The organism is Longimicrobium sp. (assembly GCA_036387335.1).
Lineage (GTDB): Bacteria > Gemmatimonadota > Gemmatimonadetes > Longimicrobiales > Longimicrobiaceae > Longimicrobium.
The window spans coordinates 1-20,528 of sequence record DASVTZ010000070.1 but is presented as its reverse complement, the minus strand read 5'-3'; the positions used below and the strand labels follow the sequence as shown (position 1 = coordinate 20,528).

Sequence of the window (20,528 nt, the reverse complement as noted above, 5' to 3'; positions counted from 1 at the left end):
AGACGACTTCGCGGAGGTACATGTGCAACAGGATAGATGATATCCTGCTGCGGAGTCAAGGTGAATTATAAATCCATGTACAACAAGTTTTCGGCAAATCCAACGATTTCGGGTATAAAAGTCCAGCATTGGCGCCAATTCGGTCTCTCGCGTGTACCTTTTACTGTCGAACCCCTGCTGTGTGAGCCTGCAGTTGCGGTTCCCTCCGTGCCTCCGCGCCTCCGCGTGAGCCCAGCGGTTTCCGGTGAATACGGGATTGGCCCCACCGGCCCGTGTTATGCTCACGGGGCGCAACATGAAACTGACGACCCGCTCCAGGCTGGACCTCGGCTTCGCCGTCGCGCTGCTCGCGCTGGTGGTGGTGGGGGTGATGTCGCTGTGGAGCCTGGCGCGCTTCCGCGAAGACCAGCACGAGCTGCAGCGCACGGCGGAGATCCTCCGCACGCGTGAGGCGGCGCTCTTCGCCCTCAGCCAGGCCGAGACGAGCCAGCGCGGCTACCTGCTCACGGGGCAGGAGGTCTTCCTGCGGCCGTACCGCCCGGCCACGCGCGCCATCCAGATCCACCTGCGCACCCTGGACTCCCTGGTGCGCGACCCGGTGGCGCGCGGGCGGCTGGCGGTGTTCAGGCAGGCGGTCACCCGCAAGCTGGCCATCATGGACAACACCCTGGCGCTCGCCCGCGCGGGAGACGTGGCGGGGGCCGTGGCGGTGGTGCGGCGAGGGACGGGGCGCGAGCTGATGGAACAGGCGCGGCGCGCGGCCGACGCCCTGGGCGCGGAGGAGGAGAGGTCGCTCGCCGCGGAACAGCGGATGGCGCGGCGCAGCGCCGGCGCCGCCACCTGGACCATCGTGCTGGGGAGCGTGCTGGCGTTCGTGGTGGTGTGGCTGTCGCGCCGCCGCATCCTGAGCGACCTTGCCGCGCGCACCGTGGCCGAGGCGGCGCTCGCCCGCAGCGCGCGCGGGCTGCGCTCGCTCTACGAGATCACCTCCAGCGGCGCGCTGGAGGAGCGCGAGCGCATCCGCAGGGTGCTGCGGCTGGGGCGCGAGCACTTCGGCATGAACGGCGGGGTGCTCGCGCGCGTGCGCGGCGACCAGTACGAGGTGGTGATGGCCGAGCCGCCGGAGCTCGGCATCTCCAGCGGCGACGTCTTTCCCCTGGCGGAGACGTACTGCTCCGTCCCCCTGCGCACGCGGCGTGCGGCGTCGGTGGCGCACGCGAGCGCCTCGCCGGAGTGGGGCACGCTCCCCTGCTTCAGCCGCTTCGGGATGGAGGCGTACATCGGCGGCCCGCTGTTCGTGGCGGGCGAGCTGTACGGGGCGCTCTGCTTCCTGGACCCGCGCCCGCGCTCCGCCTCGTTTGCGCCGGAGGACGAGGACCTGCTGCGGGTCTTCGCGCAGTGGATCGGCGGCGAGATCGAGCGGCTCCGGTCGCGCGAGGCGCTGCGCGAGCGCGAGGAGCGCTACCGCGGGCTGGTGGAGACCGCCAGCGACCTGATCTACACCGTGGACCGGCGCGGCGTCTTCACCTACGTGAACCCCGTGCTGGTGCGCACCACCGGCTACTCGGCCGACGAGCTGCTCGGGATGCGCCCCCTGCAGCTGGTGCGCAGGGACCGGCGCGAGGGGGTGCGCGCCTTCTACGCCACGCAGGTGCGCGAGAGGACGCCCGCCACCTACTTCCAGTTCCCCATCATCACCCGCGAGGGGCGCGAGATCTGGATCGGGCAGAACCACACGCTGCTGATGGAGGGCGACCAGGTGGAGGGGGCGCAGGCGCTGGCGCGCGACATCACCCGGCAGCGCGAGGTGGAGCGGCTCAAGGACGAGTTCCTCTCCATCGTCAGTCATGAGCTGCGCACCCCGCTCACCGCCATCCGAGGGTCGCTGGGGCTGCTGGCCAGCGGCAAGCTGGGCGCGCTGGAGGAGCGCGGGCAGCGGATGCTCTCCATCGCCGCGCAGAACACCGACCGGCTGGTGCGGCTCATCAACGACCTGCTGGACATCGAAAAGATCGAGTCCGGCACCGCCATCATGGAGCGGCGCGCGCTGGACGCCGGGTCGCTGGTGCGCGACGCGGCCGAGGTGATGGGGACGATGGCCTCCGAGGCGGGGGTACGGATCGTGGTGGAGGCGGAGCCGGCGCCCGTCTTCGCGGATCCCGACCGGCTGGTGCAGGTGGTCACCAACCTGGTGTCGAACGCCATCAAGTACGCGCCGCGCGACTCCGAGGTGCGGCTCAGCGTGCAGGCGCGCGACGGCCAGGCGGTGGTGCGCGTGGCCGACCAGGGGCGCGGCATCCCGGCGGCCCGGCTGGAGGCGATCTTCGAGCGGTTCGAGCAGGTGGATTCGTCCGACGCGCGCGACAAGGGCGGGACGGGGCTGGGCCTCCCCATCGCGCGCAGCATCGTGGAGCAGCACGGCGGGCGTCTGTGGGCGGAGAGCGAGTGGGGGCGCGGCAGCACCTTCACCTTCACCCTGCCGCTGGCCGGCGCCTCCACCCCCCCGCCGCCGCGCCCGGACGCGCGGCCGCTGGTGCTGGTGTGCGAAGCCGAGCCCCGAGGCGAGGCGGGCCGCCTGCTGGAGAGGGAGGGGTACCGCGTCGCCGTCGCGCGCTCCGCGGCCGAAGCGCTGCGCGCGGTGGAAGAGCTGCGCCCCGCAGCCATCCTGGTGGTGGCCACCGAGCCCGCGGCGGAGGGCGAGAAGACGCTGGACGCGCTGCGCCGCAACGAGCGCGCGCGGGAGATTCCCGTGGTGATCATGGGCGCGCTGGGCGGGGGGGAGACGGGCCTGGACATTGCCACGGTCGCGGGGTGGATCGCCCGCCCGTCGAGAGGCGGAGCGCCGGTGGACGGCGCCGGTGCGCGGGAGCACGTCGGAGTCCTGATCGTGGAGGACGACGAAGGGGTGGCCTCCATCCTCTGCGAGATGCTGGGGCGGCGCGGCATCACCAGCGTCCACGCCCGCTCCGGCTCCGAGGCGCTGCGCCTGGCCGCGGAGGTGGATTTCGGCCTCCTGATCCTGGACCTGGGGCTGCCGGACGCGGACGGCTTCGAGGTGGTGGAGCACCTGCAGCGCGACCGGCGGCTCAGCGACGTGCCCGTGCTCGTCTACACCGCGCGCGACCTGGGCGCCGCCGACCGCGAGCGGCTGAGGCTGGGCCGCACCGAGTTCCTTACCAAGAGCCGCGCTCCGCTGGAAGAGGTGGAGTCGCGTGCGCTGGCCCTGCTGGGCAAACTCATCACCGGGGGCTCCGCGAGTGCCGAAACGCATCCTGATCGTGGATGACGAGGACGACATCCGTGAGGTGGCGCAGATGACGCTGGAGATGATGGCCGGCTGGGAGGTGCGCGCCGCTCCCTCCGGCGAAAGCGCCCTCTCCATGGCCGCCGCCGATCCGCCGGACGCCATCCTGCTCGACGTGATGATGCCGGGGATGGACGGCCCGGCCACACTCGCGCGGCTCCTGGCCGACCCGGCCACGGCGCGGGTGCCCGTCGTCTTCCTGACGGCCAAGGCGCAGGCCGCCGAGCAGCGGCGGCTGGCGGAGATGGGGGCGGCCGGCGTGCTGGCCAAGCCCTTCGATCCCGCGCGGCTGGCGGAGCAGGTGTCGCAGGTGCTGGGGTGGCCGTCCTGACCGGTAGCGCCGTGCCCGATCTGCTGATCGGCGGCTTTCCCGAGGCCGTGGTGGCGGCGCTCGTCCGCGCCTTTCCCGCCGCGCGCCTGCGCCGCGTGGACAGCGGGCGCGAGGTGCTGGACGAGCTGGAGCGCGGCCGGTGGGCGCTCCTCCTGCTGGACCATTCGCTCGCGGGGCCACCGGCCATGGAGGTGCTGCGCCACGCCCGGCTGCGCGGCGCCCCCATCCCCCCCGTGCTGTACGCGCTCGGACGCGAGTCCGGGGGCGGCGTGGCGCACCAGCTGGTGGACGAGCTGGGGGTGCACCGGCTGCTCTACCATCCGCTGGACGCGCGCGAAGTGGCGCGCGAGGTCACGTCGCTGCTGGACATGCCCGCCCGCGAGCCGGCGCCCGCGCCCGCCGCCACGCGCGAGCAGCTGGGCACCGCGCTGGCGGAGATCTGGGAGCGCTTTCGCGGCACCACGCTGGCGCGCGTCGATGCGCTGGAGTCGGCCGCCGTCGCCGTGCTGGAGGGGGCGCTGACGCCCGAGGAGCGCAGGGGGGCCGAGCGGGAGGCGCACAAGCTGGCCGGCGGGGTGGGGACGTTCGGCTTCGCGGAGGCTTCGCGGGCGGCGCGCGCGGTGGAGCTGATGATGGAGGGGACGCGCCCCCTGGAGCCCGCCGACGCGCTGCGCCTGAGCGAGCTGGTGCTCACCCTGCGCCGTGAGCTGGAGCGTCCCCCCGCCACCCCCGCCGCACCCGCGCCGGACGCGGCCGGGCGCGCGTCGCTGCTGGTGGTGACGGACGACGCGGAGCTCGGCGAGCGGGTGGCGATGGAGGCGGAGGGGCGGCAGATTGCGGCGTGGCGGCTGGCCGACCCCGCCGGGGTGCGCCGCGCCCTCGCCGAGCGCGCGCCCGACGCGGTGGTGGCGGACCTCTCCCGCAGCTGGGCCGGCGAGGCGGGGCTCCGGCTGCTGGACGAGCTCTCCGCTGACGGCGCGGACCGCCCCGTGGTGGTGATCGCGGGGCAGGACGGCTTCGCGGAGCGCATCGAGGCGGCCCGCCGCGGCGCGCGCGCCTTCCTCTCCCGCCCTGTTCCCCCCCGCGCAGTGGTGGACGCGGTGGCCGCCGCCCTGCGCCTGACGGACGTGGCGGGGAGCCGCGTGCTGGCGGTGGACGACGATCCGCAGATCCTGGCCTCGCTGCGCACCCTGCTGGAGGCGCGCGGGCTCACCGTCACCACGCTGGCCGATCCGCTCCGCTTCTGGGAGACGCTCGAGCGCGCGCGCCCCGACCTGCTGATGGTGGACGAGGACATGCCCCACGTGAGCGGCGTCGAGCTGTGCCGCGTGGTGCGCGCCGACCCCCGCTGGCGCGCCCTCCCCGTCCTCTTCCTGACCGCCCGCACCGACTACGCCTCGGTCAAGCGAATCTTCGACGCGCGCGCGGACGACTACGCCAGCAAGCCCTTCGCCGGTCCGGAGATCGTGGCGCGCGTGGAGAGCCGGCTGGAGCGGGTGCGGCTGGAGCGCACCCTCGCCGAGCGCTCGGAGGGGGGCGGCACGGGCCGGCGGCTGGCGGAGGAGTGCGAGCGCGTGCTGGCCATCGCGGGGCGCACGCGCGCACCCGCCGCCTACGCCGTGCTGCGGGTGGACGGGGCGGAGGCGCTGCGCGCGCGGCTGGGGGCGCCGCTCTGGGAGCCGGTGGTGCAGCGGGTGGCCGCCCTGCTGCGCGACGCCGCCCAGCCGGGAGACGTGGTGGCGCAGTCCGGCGCCGAGGAGCTCACCGCCGCCCTCTACGGCGGCGACCGCGACACGGCCGTGCAGCTCCTGGAGGAGGTGGTGCGGCGCGTGTCCGACGAGGAGGTCCCCGCGCCCGGCGGCGCGGTGCGCGTCTCGCTCTCCGGCGGAGTGGCGGAGTACCCGGCGGACGGGCGCACCCCCGCCGACCTGCGCCTGGCCGCCGACGACGCCCTCCTCCGCGCGCAGGAGCAGGGCGGGGGACGGGTGCTCCCCGCCGGGTGGAGCGCGGACACGCCCCGCGCCGAGGTGGTGGACGTGGCGGTGGTGGACGACGATCCCGCGCTGGCCGAGCTGCTGCGCCAGGCGCTGGACACGCGCGGCCACACTACGCGCCGCATCACCGACGGCGACGAGGCGGTGGAGCTGCTGGGCGGGCGCCATCCCCGGCTGCGCGCCCGCGTCATTCTGCTGGACGTGGACCTCCCGGGGCGCGACGGCTTCACCGTGCTGCGCGCGCTGGCCGCGGACGGGGTGGCGGCGCGCACGCACGTCATCATGCTCACCGTGCGCGCGGGTGAGGCGGAGGTGGTGAAGGCGCTGGAGATGGGCGCCGCCGAGCACGTCGCCAAGCCGTTCAGCATCCAGGTGCTGCTGCGGCGCGTGCAGCGCGCCCTGGGCGCGGAATAGCATGGACGAGCTGCGGCTGCTGCGCGTGGCGCTCGTGGTGCTGGTGGTGCTCTTTGCCGCTTCCGTCGCGCTCATCGTGGTCCATGGCATCTGGCTCCGGGTGCGCCGCCGGCGCCGCGGCGCGCTCCTGGCCGAGGGGCGGGCGGTGATGGCGAAAGTGGCCACTTCGTCCACTCTGGAGCCGGGCGCGGTGCGCCGGCTGCGCGCGCTCCCGGGCGGCGTGCAGAGCCAGCTGCTGGTGGAGCTCACCCGAAACCTGGGGGGCTCGGTGCGGGAGCGCGTGGGAGTGCTGGCGCGCGAGCTGGGGCTGCTGGACCGCGCGCGCCGCCTGACCCGCAACCGCTGGTGGTGGCGCCGTCTGCGCGGTCTGCGCCTCCTCACCGCGTTCGGCGGCGACGAGGCGGTGGCGGTGCTCCCCCTCTTCCACGATCCGCATCCCGCGGTGCGCGCGCAGGCGGCCGAGTGGGCGGGCGACCATCCCTCCGGCGCCGCCGTGCGCGCGCTCCTGGAAATGCTGGCGGACCCCACCACCCTCTGCCGCTTCGCCGTGCAGGACTCCATCCTGCGCGTGGGGCTCGCCGCCGCGGAGCCGCTGGCCGCTCACCTGGCGGCCTCCTCCGGACGCGCCGCCGCACCCGCGCTGGAGGTGGCGGCGGCGCTGGCGCAGCCCTCCTTCGCGGAGCCCGCGCTGCGCCTCTGCCGCGACCCCGACCCCGAGGTGCGCGCCCGCGCCGCGACGGTGGTGGGCGCCGTGCAGCCGCCGGAGTGCGACACCGTGCTGGCCGGGCTCCTGTCCGATGCCGACCCCGGTGTGCGCGCTGCTGCGGCGGCGGCGCTGGGGCGCATCGGCCACTGGCCCTCCGCGCCCGCCGTGGCGAGGCTCCTGCGCGACCCCGTCTTTCCCGTGCGGCGCGCGGCGGGGCTGGCGCTGCGCGTGCTGGGGAGCCCCGGCATGCTCCTGCTGGGCCGCTACCGCGCCGACGCCGACCCCTTCGCGGCCGACATGGCGCACCAGGTGCTGGACCTTCCCGACGCATCGCACGGGGCCGCGTGAGCGTGGACCTGGGGCACGTGGCCGAGGTGGTGCTGATCCGCCTGGAGTGGGCGGTCCTCTTCTACTTCCTCGCCGTCAACTCCATCTACCTGCTCCTGCTGGTGAGCGCCGTGCTGGAGATGCGCGAGCACGTCCTGCTCTCGCGCGGGGAGAGCCGCTGGCGGGTGCTGGGCTCGTCGCTCACCCCCACCATCAGCATGCTGGCCCCCGCGTACAACGAGGAGGCCACCATCGCCGAGAGCCTGCGCGCTCTCCTCTCGCTGAGCTACCCGTCGCTCGAAGTGGTGGTGGTGAACGACGGCAGCAAGGATGCGACGATGGAGCTGCTGAAGGAGCACTTCGACCTCGTCCCCATCCACCCCGTGTACGAGCGGGTGATCCCCTGCCAGCCGGTGAAGGGGCTGTACCGCTCGCGCAGCCGCCCCAACCTGGTGGTGGTGGACAAGGAGAACGGCGGCAAGGCGGACGCCCTCAACGCCGGCGTCAACCTCTCCACCGGGGCGCTGGTGTGCGCCATCGATGCGGACACCCTCATCGAGCCCGACTCGCTGCAGCGCATGGTGCGCCCCTTTCTGACGGCGACGGACGTGGTGGCGGCGGGGGGCACGGTGCGCATCGTCAACAACTCGGTGGTGCGCGCGGGGCGGGTGGTGCGCACGAGGGCGCCGCGCAGGGCGGTGCCGGGGTTCCAGGTGGTGGAGTACCTGCGCGCCTTCCTCTTCGGGCGGCTGGGATGGAACCGGCTGGGCGGCAACCTCATCATCTCCGGCGCCTTCGGCCTCTTCCGGCGCGACGCGGTGGTCTCATCCGGCGGCTACGTGCACGACACGGTGGGCGAGGACATGGAGCTGGTGCTGCGGCTGCGGCGGCTGGGATACGAGCGGGGCGGGCCCAGCCGGGTGGCCTTCATCCCGGACCCGGTGGCGTGGACTGAGGCCCCTGAGACGCTGCGCGTGCTGGGCCGCCAGCGCGACCGGTGGCAGCGAGGGCTCTCGGACGTGCTCTGGCGGCACCGGCGCGTCCTCTTCAACCCGCGCTACGGGCGGATGGGGATGCTCGTCTACCCGTACTTCTTCTTCGTCGAGCTGCTGGGGCCGGTGGTGGAGGCGATCGGCATCGTGGGGCTGGCGGCGGGGCTGCTGACGGGCGCGGTCAACGTCCCCTTCGCCATCCTCTTCTTCCTGGTCGCCTACGCCCTGGGCGCGCTCCTCACCGTGATGACGCTGGCGCTGGAGGAGGTGAGCTTCCACCGCTACGACCGCTTCATGGACCGCTTTCTGCTCGTGGGGTGGGCGCTGCTGGAGAACGTGGGCTTCCGCCAGCTCACGGTGGTGTGGCGGCTGAGGGGGATGTTGAAGTACCTGCGGGGCAAGCGCGACTGGGGCGTTATGGAGAGGCGCGGATTCGCCGCGCCCACGAAAACGGGTACGGAGAGCTGATGCGATGAAGGGATGGACCACGTGCTTCGTGGCGCTGGCGATGCTCCCGGCCGCGGCGGCGGGCGCGCAGGAGGCGGGGTGCGAGCCCGGGCCCGGATGCGCCGTTCCCCGGCCGGTGGAGGAGGCGGCCGCGGTGAACCGCGCGTCGCTGGAGTACGGCATCACCTACTTCGGCGGCGGCTCGGAGCCGGAGCCGTGGCACACCGCCAGTGCCGAGCTGTCGCGCAAGACGCGCCCGGTGACGCTCGTGGCCCGCGCCACCGTCGCCGAGCGCTTCGGCCAGCGTGGGGAGCAGTTCGAGCTGGACGCCTATCCCCGCATCTCCCCGCGCTTCTACGGCTACCTGAACGCCGGCTGGTCGCCCTCGGACATCTTTCCCGAGCTGCGGCTGGGCGCGGAACTCTACGCCAACGCGGGCGGCGGCACCGAGCTCTCGGCGGGCGCGCGGCGGCTGGAGTTCGCGGAGCAGTCGGTGACGATCCTCACGGGCTCGGTGGGGCGCTACGCGGGCAACTACTACTTCTCGGCCCGCCCCTACGTCACCCCGCGCGAAGACGAGGGGACCTCGTACTCCGCCACGCTGCTGGCCCGCCGCTACTTCAGCAGCGCGGACTCGTACGCCACGCTCACCGTGGGCGCCGGCACCGCCGCCACCGAGAGCGCGCAGGAGTTCGAGCTGGACCGCGTAAGCTCCCAGCGCGTCGGAGTGTACGGCAAGACGCCGGTGGGGCGCCGGCTGGGCGTGCGCTGGTCCGCCGGCTACGAGCACGAGGAGCTGACGCGCACCGTGGATCGCCAGCGCCTGACCGGAGGCCTGGGGCTGGAGCTGCGCTTCTGATGCTGCGGCTCCTCCGCTTCGTCTACCTCTGGGGGACGATCGGCTTCTTCGCCGGGACGCTGACGCTGCTGGGCCCCGTTCGCTGGATGACGGCCGCCCTCCGCGCCCGCGGCTCCGCCGAGCGGACGGAGGACCTGCTGGTGCGCGGGGTGATCGTGCTGCTGCTCGCGGGCACGGGCTATCTCGCATGGCGTCTGGCGCGGCGCACCGACGCGCCCGGGAGCCGTGGCCGGTGGGGTGCGCCACTGGCCACCACCGCGCTCGCCGGGCTGGCGCTGGTCCTGTGGATGAACCCGCGCCTGGTGAACAGCGCCGGGGAGGTCGATGCCGGGGAAGGGGAGCGCTTCGTCTTCGGCCCGTACCCGGACCGGGCGCGGCTGGCGGAGCTGAAGCGGCGCGGCTTCACCGCGGTCGTCTCGCTGCTGCACCCGGCCGTGGTCCCTTTCGAGCCGCGGCTGATCGCGCAGGAGAACGCCGCCGCGCGCGCCGTGGGCATTAAGCTCATCCACACCCCCATGCTCCCCTGGGTCAGCGAGAACGAGGGCTCCGTCGCGCGCTTGCGGGCGCTCGCCAAGAGCCGCGGCGGGCGCTACTACGTCCACTGCTACCTGGGAAAGGATCGCGTCAACGTGGTCCGCCGCATCCTGCGCGACTCCGACGTGCCGCTGCGCGAAGCCGAGGCCGAGAACGGCGCGCGCCGCATCGCCGACGTGCCGGCGTTCGAGCGCGGCGGCATCTACCACTTCGGCGACTCGGTCCACGTGGCGCCGTACCCCACCGACGAAGAGTGGGTGGGCTACGTCCTCTCCGGCTCCGTGCGGCAGGTGCTCTCGCTTCTGGACCCCGCCAACCCCGAGGACACCGTCTGGATCGGCAAGGAGCAGGGGCTGGCGCGCCGGTACTCGATGCGCGTGGAGAGCGCCCCCATCCGCGCGATGCCGTACGACCCCGCACAGGCGCTGGCCGCGGTGCGCCGCGCCCGCGCCATGCAGCGCCCGCTGATGGTGCACGCCTTCCGCTCCGTGTCACCCGCGACGGAAGCGTTCGTGCAGGCGTGGCGCACCGGCCTTCCCCCGCTCCCGCCCTCGCTCTTCGCCGAGCCGATGCGGGGCGGAGCAGTGCGGGTTCTGGCCGCCAACGTCGCCGCCGGCCCGCGTCCGGCACCCAACGAGTTCGGCGCGTACCTGCACCAGCGCGGCGTGCGCGGCATCGTCTACCTGGGCGGGTCCAACTCCCCCGAAGCGCGCGCCGACGCAGAGGTCGCGCGCTCCGCGGGTCTCGCGTGGCACGTCCTCGATCCCGGCCCGCGGCTGGATACGCTGATCGCGGCGGGCGGGCCGTGGTACCTGTACGGCCCCTCGCTCGCCGCCGCCCTTCCGGCGCTGGACGCGCGCCTCGACCCTGGAGTGCCGGCGCCGTGAGGACGAGCGGGCTCGCCGCGCTCCTCCTCGCACTCGCAATCCCCGTGGCCCACGACCGCGCCGCAGCGCAATCCGCCGCCCGCATCACCGCCTTTGATCCGTCGTCCGGCACGCTCTTCCCCGGCGACGAAGCCGCGGCGCGCGTGCGCGTGCGCAACGACGGCCGGCGCGCGGACACCTTGTGGATCGGCTACAGCGTCCAGGATCCCACCGGGCGCTGGCACGATGTCGCCTCGCGCCCCGTCATGCTGGCGGCGGGCGAGGAGTCCGCCCCCGTACCGCGCGTCTGGCGCGTTCCGCCGGACGCAGCCACTGGCCCGCACCGCGTGGTCGCGGCCGTCTGGAGCTCGCCCCCGGAGCGCGCCGGCGCCGTTCGCCTCGCCACCGCGGACCGCCCGGCGGCCTTCACCGTCTTCCGCCGCCACGACGACTTCGCCGCCCTGGACACGGCGCGGTGGAGCCGCGGCAGACACCTCCTCGGCCGCGGCCGCGTGGTGCCGGCCAACGTCGCGGTACAGGATGGCCGCCTGCGCCTCACCGTCACGTCCGAAGGGCATCGCGGCGCGGAGCTTCGCACGCGCACACGCCACCTGCACGGGAGCTACGCGGTGCGCATGCGCAGCGCGCCCGTCCCCGGCACCGTCACCGCGCTCTTCCTCTACCAGGACGTCGCGGAGGGCAACGACGAGATCGACATCGAGATCGTGAACGTCCCGCCCGCGCGCGTCATCCTGGCGACCTGGGCGGGGGGCGAGATCACGAACCGCGCCGAGCTCCCGCTCCCCTTCGACCCCGCCGCGGACTTCCACGAGTACCGCATCGACTTCCACCCTGGCCGCGTCGCATTCCTGATCGACGGCGCCGAGGTCCGGCGCTGGACCCGCGCCCTTCCCACGCACCCGATGCGCCTGATGGTGAACGCGTGGTGGCCGCGCTGGCTCACCCCGCCGTCAGCCGCCAGCGGGCACGCGGAGGTGGAGTGGGTGCGGTATTGAAGGGAGGCCCTCACCCCCGCTCGTTCCTCGCTGCCCCCTCTCCCGATAACAGGAGAGGGCTCCGCCCTCTGTTATCGAGAGAGGGGGCGGGACTGAATGGCCCCCTCCCCCCGGCTCAATCCCCCGCCTGCGGGGGCGCAGGGCGGGGGAGGGGGAGAACTGCGCTGCGCGCCCGCACGGACCTGGTAGGGGCGCGATTCATCGCGCCCGTGCCACGGGTCCGCCCCGCCCTCATGCGCCGCACGAGACCGCTTCTGCGGTCTTCGCGTGGTTCCAGCCGGGGGATTCATCCCCCGGTTCGCCGTGCCCCCGCATTCATCCCCGGCGTTCATCCCCCGGCGTTCATCCCCCGGCGTTCATCCCCCGGCGGCGCCAGCGTTGCCCCGGGCGGCTCAGCTCAGAGATCGGGCGCGATGAGGATGTTGGTTTGCGAGCCCAGGGGAACCACGGCTCGGGGTGGCCGGCGGATCAGGAGGGGGAGCCGCGACCACTGCTCAGGGGTGAGGGTTGCGCGCGCCTGCTCGAATCCGCCCATGAGCAGCGACTGCGCCTGCGCCAGGAGCTGGGACGTGCCCGCCGGCTGTGTGACCTCCGTTTCGACCAGCGCGCTCGCGAGCGAAGCCACCCCGCGGGCTACGGAGTCCGCCGCGGCGCGCAGGGCACTTCTCTGTTCCGGACCGAGCTGAACGTTCCGCTCCGCGGCGCCGCCGAGCACCAGGGATGGAGTGTTCTGCCATTGGCGAAGGATCTCCCGGCGGATGTCCTCCGGGGCGGCGGAGGCACGCAGGGTGGAGATGGATGACATCATCGCCTGCGTCGCGGGGTCCGCGCCCATCGTCAGGCGCATCTGGAGGCGAACGGCGAAAGGCCGGCTTGTCACGACATCTCTGCCGAACGACGGGTTCACCTCGTATGCGTAGCGGCGTGTGGAGGGGTCGAATCCGGTGACGCGGAGGAGGACCGGGTTCGGAGAGACGTCCTGGCCCCATCCACGAAGGCCATCCGCGCCGTGGAGACGGCGGTCCAGGCCGGCGGTGATGTTCTCTCCCACGACCATGAAGTGGGCGCCGCGCTGCACGCCGCGTGGCCGGATGTTGAGCTGCACGTCCAGCCGCGGGTTCCAGGGCCCACGGCAGCTGTTGCGCGCCGCCACGCGACCGAGCTGCCCCCGCAGGCACGAACGCACTCCGGCGGGGGCGCGATCGATCAACTCCGACATTTCGCGGGCGACACCGGCCTCGCGTGCCACCGACGGATCGAAGACGAAGGCCCGGTCGTTGGCGAAGCCGTCGCCGTTCACGTCCGTGTCCACCATGGGCGTGAACGGTGCACCCGAGGTCACGACCCCGTACAGCGTGAGCGACATCCACCGCGAGACTGACCGGTCGACCGAGAGCTGGAAGGCGTGACGCTGCTCGAAGTCGGCTGGAGCCCAGGATGCGCGGCGCGGATCACCGGCGGTGCTGGGGAGCGATGCGGCGGGGCTGGGCAACGAGGACGCGTGATCCCGCGAGCGGGTCAGGGTATAGTGCGCCCTCAGCAGTCCTACTCCGAACATGCGCGTGGCCGACACGGAGATCTGCTCCGACGCGGACCTTCCCGCCGCATCTACGGCTCGAACGACTCCTGCGTCGTCCCGGCGCCGCGAGGCGCTGAGCACGGCGCGGCCGGTGGCAGGGTCGATCGCCCCGGGGGCGGCGTACACGGGGCGCCCTCCCTCGTGGGCCAGCGTGAACGCGGGACTCGCCGCCAGGTTCTGGTCGATCCCCAGCGGGAGTCTGCGGCCACGGCTGGCACTCGCCGCCACCTCCAGCGAAGTGTCGGACTTCTTGTGGAGCCAAAAGGATTCCAGCGATGCGCGCCACAGGCCGGGCACGCCGAATCCGCGCGTGAACCCGGTTGTCCCCGCCGGGTCGCTCGCCCGCGTCTCGTCATCCCCTATGCATCGGGTAGGCACGGACGACGGATCTCCGCGGTAGCTATCCCACCGCGGCGACGGCGCTGCCGCGCCGACGCATTCGAGGCGCACGCCGTACCCGAGACCCGGCTCCACCCGCAGCGCCGCGAGCGAGCGCGTCGGCGCGGCCGCCCTGAACCGCCCGGCGCCGCCGCGAACGACCCACTCCATCCGCGGCGTGTTGCGGGTCCACGTGAACCCCGCGCGTGGGCTCAGGGACCATGGTGAAGTCCCAGGCTCGGCAACGAGCGACTCTCCCGGATCCAGCGCGCCCGGCAGCTCGAACGCGGTTCGCTCCACGCGTACGCCCCAGGTGACGCGCAGCCCGCGCCTGGGCGTCCAGAGGTCGCCGGCGTACAATGCGTGCGTGGCCGTGACCGCCTCCCCCACACCGCTCCCCAGCCAGCGGGTGAAACGCACCGGACGTCCCGCTTCCACGTCCGCGAGCGTGGCGAAGGTGAAGGTGCCGAACCGGTCGTTCATCGCGCTGGCCTCCACGCGCTCGCGCAGGTACAGCGCGCCCGCCTGCAGCTGGTGCGCACCTCGCCCAAGTTCGATGGTGACGCGGTCGGAGAGCTCGATCGCCGTACGGTCCTCCGCCGGCCACGCCTGCGCATCGCCGCCAAACGACAGGGTGGAGATCCCCCGGCTTCCGTCGACCAGGTCGGAGCGGAGCCACAATTCTCCGGCAGGCAGTGCCGCGCCGGGTGCGCTTCGCTGGTCCGTGCTGGAGAGGTAGACGGAGGCGTCGTGGGTAGCGCCGCCGCGGAACCGCGTGAACGCCTTGAGCAACACTCCGCCACTCTGTTCACGCGTCTCGGCGCCGTCGGACGCCGAGAACGGCGACCTGTATCCGTCGGACGTGCGCCGGCGCGCATCGATGCGCAGGGTGAGGGAGTGGCGCGAGCCTGGCAGATAGTCGAAGCGCGCGAGGATCGCGCCCGTCGAGGTCCGCGCATCCGCATCCGGGGCGTTCCGCATCCCGAGCCCTTCCACGATCTGGAGGAGGCGCCGGGCCGAGTCCGCCGATACACCGAACGATTGGAGGCGCGGATCGTCAGGGTCCAGCGCGCGCGCGGGCGACTCCTGAACCACCACCTGTCCGGCTCCGTACACGAAGAGGCGGCCGGGAACGATCGGGCCACCCCCGCCGCCCCCGAGCCGCCCGGTGCCCATGCGCTCCCGTGCGCCATACGCCAGGTTCGGGTTCTGGAGCGCCATGCGGAAGGCGCCGCCCCAAAGGTTGGTGCCGCTCATGGTGCGCCCAGCCAGCTCGCCGCCGGTAAACTGGCCCCGGGACACGTCGTAGGGGTGCGCGATGACGCCCGCCGCCGCGAGTGCCTCGGGGGGCAGGCTCCCGGCGTCGAATCCCGCTCCGTCCACCGTCGTGCGGTTGGCGGACGGCCCCTGCCCGGCGATGGAGAGCCCGCCTGCACCGCGGATCACCTGCCCGGACGTTCCGGCCGATGCCGCCAGGTCGCCGGGATCGCCCGGATAGCGCGTGGAGATGCTGGCGGCACGGGACGCCACCGACGCGCCAGGAGCCTCGGCTCGCCGTTCCGCCTGCGGCGTGCGACGCGGGGCTCGCACCGTGAGCCCCTCGAGCACCGTGGGCGTACCCATCGCGGGGGCAAGCCGAAGGTCGCGGATCGCCCCCGCCGACGCGGCATCAACCAGCACGGTGCCGCCCACGAAGCCCGGCATTTCCACGGACAGCGCGTATTCGCGTCCGGGACGCACCCGCACCAGATAGCGTCCCGCGGCATTCGTGAGGGTGGACGCGGACGCGCGATCCCCTGCCGCGGGATCGCGAGCTTCCACACGCGCCCCTGAGAGCGGCGCACCCGCCGTGCTGGTCACCCGGCCCGAAATCGTCACCGTCTGGCCGCTGGCCGCGCTGCTCCACCCGATCACGAGCAGAATGGCGAGCAGCACCTGGCGCCCGAGATCAGGCAGCCAGCGGGCGGCCCGTATAGAACGGGCCTCGCGTGTCGGCTTCATGAATTCCGGCGAGGTGTCTCAGCCCCGGCCCGCCGGCCTAGTACTCGGCAGCGTCGTGCTCGTGACGGTGTAATCGCGAACAGCGCTCCCGCGGCGCACCCGGAACACGTATACCGTCCCCGGCTCACCGAACATCGCCTCCGGCTCACGCGAGTCGCGCCCATTCACCAGGAGCACGACGTCGCCCGGCCGCAGCCCTACGCGGTCCGCCGGAGAACCCGGATCGACGGTGGCGATCGTCGGATGGTGCGCCCACCGCATCGTACCGCCGGGCCCGAACTGGGGCACCATGGAGATGTTGATGCCGGAGTATGGCACCTTGGACCGCACCCGCGACGATGTTACGCTCTGCCCCACCCCGGGCCCAGGCTGCTGTGCCGCGGCGGCAACGGGCAGCCCAACGCAGAATACCGCGGCAAGCAGCGGAACGTGTAAGCGCATCGTGAAATCCTCCATCGTCATGTGGGCGCCAGCATCGGCTGGCGTTCAGGTGCGGCTGCGCGAACCCTTCAGCGCGCGGGCGACGTACTCCTCGATGGCGCCAAGCCCATCGCCGGTAACCAGGGTTCCGTTGACCAGTATGGAAGGAGTCGAGTTGACGCCGAGCCTCCTCGCCGCCGCCTGATCACGCTCGATCCGCTGGGCGGGCCCGCTCTCCTTCATGCACTCACTGAACAACTGGAGGTTCGGGATTTTGGCATCCTCGGCGAGCGCGGACCAGATGTCGCCGTGCAGCGAATCCTGCCGCGCGAACACCGCATCGTGGTACGCCTCGAAGCGGCCCTGGCGCTCCGCGCAGATGCTTGCGTGAGCCGCCGGAGCCGCAAAGGGATGGTACTCGAGCGGGAAGTGCCGGTAGACGAGTGCCACCTTCCCGGGGTTCGCCTCGCGAAGCGCGCGCAGGCGCCCCGCCATCATGCCGCAGTAAGGGCATTGGAAGTCCGAAAACTCGACGATCGTCACCTGTGCGTCGGTCGGTCCGATGCGGGATCCTTCCACGTAGCGGCGCCAATCACTCACGTTTCGCGCCTGCGGGTTGTACGCGGCCGGTACCGGGCGGGCGGCGGCGAGCTCCCTACGGACGGCGAGCCCCGTCACGACGAGCGCACAGCACACCAGAAGCGCCGTCGCGGCGTTGGCGAAGAACCTGTTCATGCTCTGACCCGAGCGAGATCGTGAAGAAGCGCGTGCAAATACAGGATCGGTGAAGGAACCGTCCTCCACCGATCCGCGGCGGCTCACTCGACGGGGGGCTCGTCGAGAGCGGTGATGCACTCGCTGTTCGTGATCTGGCACGGGCTCGTCGTGTACCCGTCGTGTACCAGCACCTCGCCCTGCCGCTCGCGCAGCTCGAAGCGATGTACTCGCAGTACGCTCGAACCGAATCTACGCAGTCGAACTTCGCTTCCGCCTGTACCGGGGCGGGCGCGCTGAGGAGTACCGCGCCTGACACGATGGTGAGAAGCGAAGCGAGTGAAACGCGTGCCCTGATGCCCATTGAGCCTCCCAATGAAAGGGCGAACGCACGCACACTTAAAGCGCCATTGTGTACCGAGGTGCATTGTATTCTTCGAAGAACGGCGCGTCAAGAAGTTTTTTTCGGGTCGTCCAAGCGCGGGAAATGTTCCCTCCGATGCGATTCCGGAGGCCCTCACCCCCGCTCGTTCCTCGCTGCCCCCTCTCCCGATAGCAGGAGAGGCTGCGCCTCTGTTATCGGGAGAGGGGGCGGGAACTGAATGGCCCCCTCCCCCCGGCCCCCTCCCCCGTCTGCGGGGGCGCAGGGCGGGGGAGGGGGAGAACCGACGTTCGCGACGCATGGACCTGGTAGCGCCCGTGTCACGGGCCGCACCGCAGCCCACGAGACCGCTTCAGCGGTCTTCGCGTGGTTCCAGCCGGGGGCTTCAGCCCCCGGCGTCCTGCCCGACGGCCACGGGCACCGCCCCCTGAGCGAGCTGACCCCCTTCTACGCTGGTACGGAAGTCGGCTTCACGGCCCGCCTCGTGCTGGACGAGGTCCCCAGCCTCACCCGCGCGGTGCCGAGCCGCGGCTGGAGTGGACGAGCTGGCTGGGCAGGTCTTCGCTTCCCGCGGCAAAGGTGATCAAGATGAGGGCTCCGTGAGGTTCCTGGCGCTGGGCGACTCGTACACCATCGGCGAGGGCATCGCGGAGGCCGAGCGCTGGCCCGTGCGCCTGGTGGCTCTGCTGGCGGAGCAGGGCATCCGCCTCGATCCGCCCGAGATCATCGCCCGCACCGGCTGGACGACGGACGAGTTGGACGCCGCCATCGACGCGGCGGCCCCGGCGGGCCCGTACTCGCTGGTCTCGCTGCTGGTTGGCGTCAACAACCAGTACCGCGGCCGCTCAGCGGAGGAGTACCGCGAGCACTTCCGCTTCCTCCTGGCCCGCGCGATCGGCTTCGCGGGGAACGAGGCGCGGCGCGTGCTGGTGCTCTCGATCCCCGACTGGGGCGTCACTCCGTTCGCCGCCGGCCGCGACCGCGCCGCCATCGCGCACGAGATCGACATCTTCAACGCCGTCGCGCGCGACGAGGCCGCCCACGCCGGCGCCCGCTGGGTGGACGTGACCCCCGCCTCCCGCGCCGCCGGTGCCCGCATGCTCGTGGATGACGGACTGCACCCCTCCGGCGCCGCGTACGAGGAGTGGGCGCGGCTGGCGCTGCCGCACGCGGTGGAGGCGCTGCGGGCGGGGTAGGGGGCCCCCACCCCCTTTCGTCACCTCGCGGCGCCTCCCCCAAAACTACCTGGGGGAGGGGCATGTGCATGCATGGGTGCGCGGGGGCATGGGGGCGGCGCGCGGGCGGGCACGGGCAGCCACGTGGGGCGGCCCCTACGGGGTTCGGGTTGCGTCGGTCGGTGCGGAGGTGGGGCGGGCGGTGGGCAGACACGCAGGTCACACGCAGGTCTGCCCCTACGGGTTCGGTGTTAAAGGGCGGACGGCGGAGCAGCGTCAGGCACGGGCGCGATGAATCGCGCCCCTACGGGGCATCCGTGAGGCGCGGGCGAAGTTCTCCCCCTCACCCGCCCTGCGCCCCCGCAGGCGGGGGAGGGGGCCGGGGGGAGGGGGCCCTCCTACCGCCCCCGCGCGCTGTCCACTCCCAGCAGCTCCACCGAGCCGGCGCGGCTCACCTTGATGCGCACCGGCGTGCCCACGCGGAGCTGCTGGAAGCGGTCGAGGGTGACGGGGGCTTCGTGGAGGTCGCCGTCCTTTTCGCGGAAGCGGAGGATGTACTTTTCGGTGCGGGCGCCCTCGCGCTGGCGCTCGCGCAGGCGGGCGACTGGCCAGGCGGGGTCCGCGAGCTCGCTCGGCTCGTCGGCCACGCCGCGGGCCGCGAGGACGGTGTCGCGCACCCAGCGCTCGATGTCGTAGTCGTGCTTGGTGGCGTAGACCGGCTCCTGGCGGTACACCGGGTCCTGGTACTTTTCCGTGTGGTAGCGCGTCTCGTACTCGGGCTCGGTGCAGGTGCGGTCCTCGAAGTGGCCGTTCCCCAGGTCGCGCGAGCCGCAGGTATAGGTGCGCGTGCCGGTCTGCACCCGCTCGCTGACCTGGCGCTCCTTGGTCTCGTAGTGGTCCAGCACCTGGCGGTACTCGCGGATCGCGCGGTAGCTGCGCACCGGCCGCCCGCCCGAGGGGACGGACCAGTCGGATTCGCGGATCGTGCGGTACGCCTGCACTTCGAGGGTGCGGTCCCACGTCTTGGCGGCCACGACGGCCGTGACTTCGTGCGGGCTGAAGATCCACCACACCATCGCCGCGATGGCCGCCAGCACGCCGCGCCCCGTCCACGGAGATCGGCGCTTGGACGGGATCGCCGCGGCGGCGAGCGGGGCGGTGGCGCGCCGCTCCTCGCCGTCGCGCGGGATCTCGTCCATGTCGTAGTCGTGGACGTCCTGCGTGGGGCTGCTGCCGCGGGGCGCGCCGCAGCCGGGGCAGTCCGCCTCGGTGGCGTGCGCGCTGGCGCCGCAGTGCTCGCACACCCAGTCCGCGCCCGCGCCGGCCAGGGCGAGCTGGGCGGCGTCGGTGACTTCGGGCGCGTCTTCGGGGAGGTAGAAGCGGGTGCCCTCGGGGCGGGGAAGCCCGCATCCGGGACAGTACACCTGGCGGCCGAGGTTGCCCACGGCGCCGCACGAGGTGCAGTCCCAGCGTCCTTCGCGTATGGCCATCGGTTCGTCGTCTTGAGGGTGCCGCGCGGGGTGGGCGGCGGTGGAGGGTGCGCCACGTGCAGGCTTCAACTATGCGCAAACACACGGCTTCCGGCAAGCCGCGGCGATGCTCATCGATCCATAACCCGCCCGCCGCCGCCGTGGCGTTATCTTCCGCGCCAACCCCCACCGCTCCGACCGATGCCGATCCGCGACAACCTGTACCAGAAGATGATCGAGGAGCGGCAGTCCGCCGAGTCCGAGGCGCGCCGCGGCGACCTGCGGCGCTGGCTGGTGGTGCTGGCGGTGTGCCTGCTCTGGCAGATCGCGGGGGGCGCGCTGGTGGTCTTTGCCTTCCACGCCCACATGCCCCACGACGACGCCATGCAGATCGTGTGGGGCGGCTTCGGCATCGCGGCGGCGGGCACGGTGCTCACCGTTGCGATCGGCGCGCCGAAGACGGGGCGGGAGGAGTAGGGGGGCGGGCCCCCTCCCCCGCTCGTTCCTCGCGGCCCCTCCCCCAAAACTGCCTGGGGGAGGGGCACTCGCGTGCATTCGCGTGCGGTTGCATGGGGCGGAGCCGGGGCGGGCACGGGCAGCCACGTGGGGCGGCCCCTACG

General features: G+C 72.9%; 14 protein-coding genes. 10 read left to right on the top strand and 4 right to left on the bottom strand.

Annotated features, from left to right (window positions below; translation table 11 throughout):
- Positions 1–295 precede the first annotated feature (295 nt).
- The 8 genes from VF647_05810 to VF647_05775 are packed head-to-tail and all read left to right on the top strand — an operon-like array spanning position 296 to position 11,790.
- Positions 296–3,286 carry an ATP-binding protein gene (locus VF647_05810; protein ID HEX8451589.1) on the top strand — a complete coding sequence of 997 codons (2,991 nt, stop codon included), beginning with the start codon at positions 296–298 and terminating at the stop codon, positions 3,284–3,286.
- A complete protein-coding gene (locus VF647_05805; protein ID HEX8451588.1) occupies positions 3,258–3,635 on the top strand; it encodes a response regulator in 378 nt (125 codons plus the stop codon). Before VF647_05810 ends, VF647_05805 begins: the two co-directional genes overlap by 29 nt.
- 11 nt (positions 3,636–3,646) lie before the next feature.
- Positions 3,647–6,043 (top strand): response regulator, encoded by a 2,397-nt coding sequence (locus VF647_05800; GenBank protein ID HEX8451587.1) that lies wholly within the window; start codon positions 3,647–3,649, stop codon positions 6,041–6,043.
- A gap of 1 nt (position 6,044) precedes the next feature.
- The gene (locus VF647_05795) at positions 6,045–7,097 is read left to right on the top strand and encodes a HEAT repeat domain-containing protein (GenBank protein ID HEX8451586.1); all 1,053 of its coding nucleotides are present in this window, start codon (positions 6,045–6,047) and stop codon (positions 7,095–7,097) included.
- A complete protein-coding gene (locus tag VF647_05790) occupies positions 7,094–8,536 on the top strand; it encodes a glycosyltransferase (protein ID HEX8451585.1) in 1,443 nt (480 codons plus the stop codon). The genes VF647_05795 and VF647_05790 overlap by 4 nt, the downstream gene beginning before the upstream one ends.
- Before the next feature lie 4 nt (positions 8,537–8,540).
- Positions 8,541–9,374 carry a YaiO family outer membrane beta-barrel protein gene (locus tag VF647_05785; GenBank protein HEX8451584.1) on the top strand — a complete coding sequence of 278 codons (834 nt, stop codon included), beginning with the start codon at positions 8,541–8,543 and terminating at the stop codon, positions 9,372–9,374.
- Entirely contained in the window at positions 9,374–10,795 is a 1,422-nt protein-coding gene (locus tag VF647_05780; protein HEX8451583.1) for a hypothetical protein, read from the top strand. The genes VF647_05785 and VF647_05780 overlap by 1 nt, the downstream gene beginning before the upstream one ends.
- Positions 10,792–11,790: a glycoside hydrolase family 16 protein gene (locus tag VF647_05775; protein HEX8451582.1), complete on the top strand. Its 999-nt coding sequence runs from the start codon at positions 10,792–10,794 to the stop codon at positions 11,788–11,790. Before VF647_05780 ends, VF647_05775 begins: the two co-directional genes overlap by 4 nt.
- 397 nt (positions 11,791–12,187) lie before the next feature.
- On the opposite strand, the gene VF647_05770 is transcribed toward VF647_05775, so the two are convergent.
- The 3 genes from VF647_05770 to VF647_05760 form a co-directional block, all read right to left on the bottom strand.
- Entirely contained in the window at positions 12,188–15,748 is a 3,561-nt protein-coding gene (locus VF647_05770; protein ID HEX8451581.1) for a carboxypeptidase-like regulatory domain-containing protein, read from the bottom strand.
- 18 nt (positions 15,749–15,766) lie between these two features.
- On the bottom strand, positions 15,767–16,066 hold the full coding sequence (locus tag VF647_05765) for a PDZ domain-containing protein (GenBank protein ID HEX8451580.1): 300 nt from the start codon (positions 16,064–16,066) through the stop codon (positions 15,767–15,769).
- 168 nt (positions 16,067–16,234) lie between these two features.
- On the bottom strand, positions 16,235–16,903 hold the full coding sequence (locus tag VF647_05760; protein ID HEX8451579.1) for a thioredoxin domain-containing protein: 669 nt from the start codon (positions 16,901–16,903) through the stop codon (positions 16,235–16,237).
- A 960-nt stretch (positions 16,904–17,863) separates the two neighbouring features.
- On the opposite strand from VF647_05760, the gene VF647_05755 reads away from it, so the two are divergent.
- Entirely contained in the window at positions 17,864–18,460 is a 597-nt protein-coding gene (locus tag VF647_05755; GenBank protein ID HEX8451578.1) for an SGNH/GDSL hydrolase family protein, read from the top strand.
- Positions 18,461–18,837: 377 nt separating this feature from the next.
- Here VF647_05755 and VF647_05750 read toward each other — a convergent pair whose 3' ends face one another.
- Entirely contained in the window at positions 18,838–19,929 is a 1,092-nt protein-coding gene (locus tag VF647_05750; GenBank protein HEX8451577.1) for a hypothetical protein, read from the bottom strand.
- A gap of 180 nt (positions 19,930–20,109) precedes the next feature.
- Between VF647_05750 and VF647_05745 the strand changes: the two genes are divergently transcribed.
- Entirely contained in the window at positions 20,110–20,385 is a 276-nt protein-coding gene (locus VF647_05745; GenBank protein HEX8451576.1) for a hypothetical protein, read from the top strand.
- Positions 20,386–20,528 lie beyond the last annotated feature (143 nt).